This window comes from Nocardioides sp. (assembly GCF_031422975.1).
GTDB lineage: Bacteria > Actinomycetota > Actinomycetes > Propionibacteriales > Nocardioidaceae > Nocardioides.
In genome coordinates, this window is the sequence record NZ_JANPEO010000478.1 from 1 (window position 1) to 5,039 (window position 5,039).

At 68.1% G+C, this 5,039-nt stretch carries 4 protein-coding genes and 1 pseudogene; all 5 read right to left on the minus strand.

Annotated elements, in window-relative coordinates:
* Positions 1-569 (minus strand): annotated as a pseudogene (locus RMO85_RS14275) (hypothetical protein); the annotation flags it as partial.
* 194 nt (positions 570-763) lie between these two features.
* Positions 764-1,549, minus strand: a complete 786-nt coding sequence (locus RMO85_RS14280) for an ABC transporter ATP-binding protein (protein WP_310529391.1) — start codon at positions 1,547-1,549, stop codon at positions 764-766.
* Positions 1,549-2,469 (minus strand): ABC transporter permease, encoded by a 921-nt coding sequence (locus tag RMO85_RS14285; protein WP_310529392.1) that lies wholly within the window; start codon positions 2,467-2,469, stop codon positions 1,549-1,551. The genes RMO85_RS14280 and RMO85_RS14285 overlap by 1 nt, the downstream gene beginning before the upstream one ends.
* The gene (locus tag RMO85_RS14290) at positions 2,466-4,514 is read right to left on the minus strand and encodes a glycosyltransferase (RefSeq protein WP_310529393.1); all 2,049 of its coding nucleotides are present in this window, start codon (positions 4,512-4,514) and stop codon (positions 2,466-2,468) included. The genes RMO85_RS14285 and RMO85_RS14290 overlap by 4 nt, the downstream gene beginning before the upstream one ends.
* Positions 4,511-5,039: UDP-galactopyranose mutase (locus tag RMO85_RS14295; RefSeq protein ID WP_310529394.1), on the minus strand; the 529-nt coding region annotated here is incomplete at its 5' end. The genes RMO85_RS14295 and RMO85_RS14290, both read right to left, overlap by 4 nt.

Below are 5,039 nucleotides of genomic sequence, written 5' to 3' on the forward strand. Positions count from 1 at the left end.
CCCAGCCTCGCCATCGAGACCAGATCGTCTCGAGCGACTCGCCGCTCCGCCCCCTCGTCCACGACGGAGATCTGCGTGGTCGGCCACGGCAGGCCGGCGCCGTGCCAGCGCCGACGTGTGGCGGACTCGCCGAACGACTCGGACCCCGCGTCCACGATGGGTGCCAGCTCGCGGAGCTGTACGACGCCGCGTTGGCCCCTGAGCCTGGAGACACTGCTGACCAGCTCGGCAACGTCGAAGCCGCCCAGCCTCGCCATCGAGACCAGATCGTCTCGAGCGACTCGCCGCTCACCGCTCACGCAGAGGCCGTTGCGCAGGCGTCCCTCGTCGCTGGGTCGGAAGAACGTCACCTGCGGCACGAGCACGTCTTCGTTGGGTGCGAGGGCCATGTCGGCGCCGTGCAGCCAGCCGGCGCACCGATCTGTCACGAAGCACCCCGGCGGCACTACCAGGGCAACGCTCATGGCTCGCAGGAGGATGCTGTCGGGCACGGCGGCGGAGACGAACACCCCGCGTAGCAGTCGACGGATCAGCCGCCCCCTCAGCAGGCCGGGCAGCAGGGTGTCCACACCCGCAGACCGAGATTGCTGGAGGGTGAACGGCTGCCCGGGAGGCAGTGGCCAATGCGGAGGTAAGCGGTGTTCGGAGAGCATGCACGCGTCATACCCCGGCAGCCCGCGCCGTCACCACACCCGCCGCGGCCTGTGGACAAGCCGACCAGCGCCGACTCGGCGGGTGACAGGCGCCTACTCGGCGGGTGGGATCAGATGTCTGCGCCGAGGCCGTCGTCGGAGGTGTGGCGGCCCTTCACTTCCTCGTCATCGTCGTCGTCGTACTCGAGGAACGTGATGCCCTCATCGACGTCGCCGTCGAAGGCGAGTCGGCCGTGGTCGAGCACCAGCAGTCGGCTGCAGAGGTTGCGTACGGCGCCGGGCGCGTGCGAGACGTAGAACATCGTCACGCCGGACTGCACGATCTCGTCCATCCGCTTCTTGCACTTGCGCTTGAAGGGGCGGTCGCCCACGGCGAGCGCCTCGTCGGCGATGAAGATGTCGGCGTCGACGTTGATCGCCACGGCGAAGCCCAGCCGTGCCTTCATCCCCGAGGAGTAGTAGGCCACCTCGGTGTCGAGGAACTTGCCGAGGTCGGCGAAGTCCACGATCTCATCGAGCTTGCGCAGGGTCTCGGCCCGCGACATGCCGAGGATGGCGGCGTTGAGGAAGAGGTTGTCGCGCCCGGTCAGCTGCGGGTCGAACCCGGCGCCGGTCGCGATCAGGCCGGCGATCCGCCCGCGCGTGAGCACCGAGCCGGCGTCGGGACGCATCACGCCGCTGACCAGCTTGAGCAGCGTGGACTTGCCGGAGCCGTTGAGCCCCATCAGCCCGATGGCCTCCCCCTCCTGTACGGAGAAGGTGACGTCGTCGACGGCGTTGAACACGTCGTGGGTCTTGCGGCCGCGCGCCTTGGCCAGCGCGAGCTGCTTGAGCGAGCGGTGGTAGGACAGCGTGAACGACTTGGTCGCGTTCTCGACCTGGATCATCGTCGTCATCAGAGCCGCTCCGGCACTCGTGCTTCGAGCCGCGAGAAGAGCCGCTGGGCCAGCACGACGCCGACCAGCGCGATCAGCGTCATGATCAGCCCGCGGGTGTAGAGGTGGGTCGGCAGGTGGATGGCTTGCGTGTACGCGGGATCACTCGTGGTCCCGGTCCAGAAGCCGCGCTGGATCAGCAGCACCGCCTCGGCCATCGGGTTGTAGAGGTAGTAGGACGACACCGTCTCGCCGAAGCGGCTCGCCACGAGCGTGAAGGGGTACATCATCGGAACGCTGAACGTGACGAACTGGGTGAGCGTCTGGGCCACCTTGCCGAAGTCGCGCATGAAGACGTTGGCCACACTGAAGACCAGTCCGAGCGCCAGTCCCAACAGGGCGGTCAGCGAGAAGCCGAGCGCCGCGGCGGCCATCCCGTCGACGTCGGGGACCCAGCCCAGCAGCAGACAGACGAACACCAAGATCACCATCATCGGCACGGTGTGCCACAGGGCCACGAGCATCCGGGCGACCGGGAACATCTCCCGCGGCACGGCCAGCTTGGTGATCAACGACCGGTTCTGCACCAGCGACTGGGTGCCGCCGTTGAAGGTCTCGGTGAAGAAGTGCACCACCACCATGCCGGAGAACAGGTGCACCGCGAAGTTCTCCATGCCGGCGCCGCGTCCGACCATCACCTGGAACAGAAAGTAGAACAGGCAGAAGCGGATGGCGGGCTGGAGATAGCTCCACAGCCACCCCAGCACGGTGCCCTGGTAGCGCGACTGGATGTCGTTGCGCACCAGCATCTGGAGCAGGTAGCGCCGGCGGACGACCTCCGCCAGCCCGGTGGCCGCAGGCGGCTGGAGCGGCAGGGCCTCGAGCTCCTCGGGCGTGCTGCGTCGCCGGACCGGCGCCGGACTCGGAGTGGTGCTCGTCATGTCGTGGTGCTCTCGACAGGCTCCGGCTCGGCGGCCTGCTCGGTCGTCCACGGCTCGAAGGTCTTCTCCCATGCTGCCGGCGAGGTGATGTCGCCGAGCGCGGCGCGGTATTCGGCGGCGAGCCGCGGCCACTCGCGCTGGAACCTCGCGTGGATCTCCAGGGTGCGCTTCATCAGGTCGCGGAACTTCTCCGGGTCGCGCTCGTAGAGCGCGGCGGAGTTGCCGTCGGGCATCGAGACGACCGCCGAGTCGTAGCGGGCGATGCGATACCACTTGGCGTCCATGGCCGGGATCTCCGCCTCCGGGTTGGCCATCGCGGTCTGCCGGACCGCCTTGAGCTGGCGCAGCGGCATCGTGGCCGCGCGGATCAACATCGACGAGCGGCTCGGCACCCCGGAGTCGTCCTTGCCCTTGCGCGGCGGCTTGTGGCGGCGTACGGCGGGGAAGATCTCGGGATCGGTCTGGAGCTGCGCGTCGGTGAACTGCTTGCGGAACGCGTTGACCTCGGCGAGCTTGCCGGGCAGCAGCTCGTGCAGGCCGTAGGGCCCGTTGAGCACGTCCTCCATCGCCATCAGCCGGAGCTCGACCGTGGAGTACTGCATGGAGACGAGGTGGGCGACCTGGTGGTTGAGGCTCTCCCGCACCATCCGGCCGCCGCGTTCGTAGGCCGAGTGGAGCAGCGCCGCCACGAAGCGGTTGCGCTGGTGGAAGTAGGCCTGCCAGTCGAGCGCGTCGTTCTTGTCGGTCCACGGGATGTGCCAGACCGCGGCACCGGGCAGCGACACCGTCGGGTAGCCGGCGGCCTTGGCGCGCAGCCCGAACTCGGAGTCGTCCCACTTGAGGAACAGCGGCAGGCTGAGCCCGATCTCGTCGAGCACCTGGCGCGGGATCAGGCACATGAACCAGCCGTTGAAGTCCACATCGACGCGCTTGTGCAGCCAACGCGTCGAGCGCAGGTTGCGGGCGCCGAAGTCCCAGTCCTGGAAGACGCCGGGGGCCGAGAGCCACCAGAAGCGCCACGGGTTGATGACCTCACCGAAGCTGTGCAGGCGGGTGCGGGCATAGATGGAGAACATGTGGCCGCCCACGATGGTGGGGCGGCGCGCGAGGTCACCGAAGGTGACGGAGCGGATGATGCCCTCGGGCTCGCAGATGACGTCGTCGTCCATCATCATCGCGTAGGTCGCGGTGCCCTTGCGGACCGACTCGAGCTGGCCGCGGGCGTAGCCGCCCGACCCGCCCAGGTTGCCCTGGACGATGACGCGCAGCGTGTCGCCGAGCGACTCGGCGGCAGCGGGGTAGAACTCCGAGTCCTGCATCAGCTGCGTGCCCTGCTCCATCACCATCACCTCGTCGAGGTAGGCACGGAGCTCGGGGGTGGTGCCGAGCTGGCCGAGCAGCTTGGCCACGAAGTCAGGCCGGTTCATGGTGGTGATGCACAGGTCGACGGTGCCGTGGGCGGCCCGGTGCTCGGGCACCTCGGAGGTCCACTCGGCCGAGCGGACGACGACGTCCTGCTCACCGGCGACGACGTCGTACCAGTACCAGCCACCGTCCACGAAGGGCTTGAGCGTGAGGTCGAAGACGAAGCTCGACGCCGGCTCCGCACCCGTGGTGACGGTCTCGACCCGCTGCGAGCGGCCGTTGGCCATCGAGCGGTAGACGGTGACCGTGGCGCCGGCGCCCTCGATCTCCAGCGTCAGGGTGACGTCGGTGACGATGGTGTAGCGGCGCCAGTAGGACGCCGGGAAGGCGTTGAAGTAGGACCCGAAGGAGATCCGCTGCTCGGCCGGCAGGAGCAGTGCCTCGCGGTCGAGGATCTGGTCGGGGTGGATGCTCACGCCGGTCGAGGTCGACTGGCGCATCTGGGCACTGTTCATGTTCTGGGCGGCCCGGCTCGAGCCGACCTCGTACTTGTCCGCGTCGAGGACCGAGGCCTCCGGGTCGACGTACAGCCGGAAGACGTCGGTGTCGCCGTCGATCGGCAGGACCTGTCGCTGGAGCAGGCGGGTCACCGTCGGGCCCGTCGTGGTGGTGCTCGTCATTGGTCCACTCCTCCGCTCGTCAGCGGCGCTCCATCAGCGAAGTGCGGCTTGAGCACGTTGTCGAACATCGACAGTGCGGACCCGATGGCCATGTGCATGTCGAGGTACTTGTAGGTGCCGAGACGTCCGCCGAAGAGGACCATCGGCTCCTTCTTGGCAAGGTCGCGATACTTCAGCAGCTTGGCACGGTCCTCGGCGGTGTTGATCGGGTAGTAGGGCTCGTCGTCGTCCTCGGCGAACCGGCTGTACTCGTGCACGACGATCGACTTCCCGGGCAGGTAGGTGCGCTCCGGGTGCAGGTGCTTGAACTCGAGCACACGCGTCCAGGGGACGTCCTGGTCGTTGGCGTTGATCACGCCGGTGCCCTGGTAGTCGTCGACGTCGACGGTCTCCTGCTCGAGGTCGACGGTGCGCCACGACAGGCGGCCTTCACAGTTGCCGAAATACTCGTCGACCGGTCCGGTGAAGACGACCGGCACCAGGCCCTTGAACACGTCCTGTACGTCGACCCAGTCGGTGTCGCCC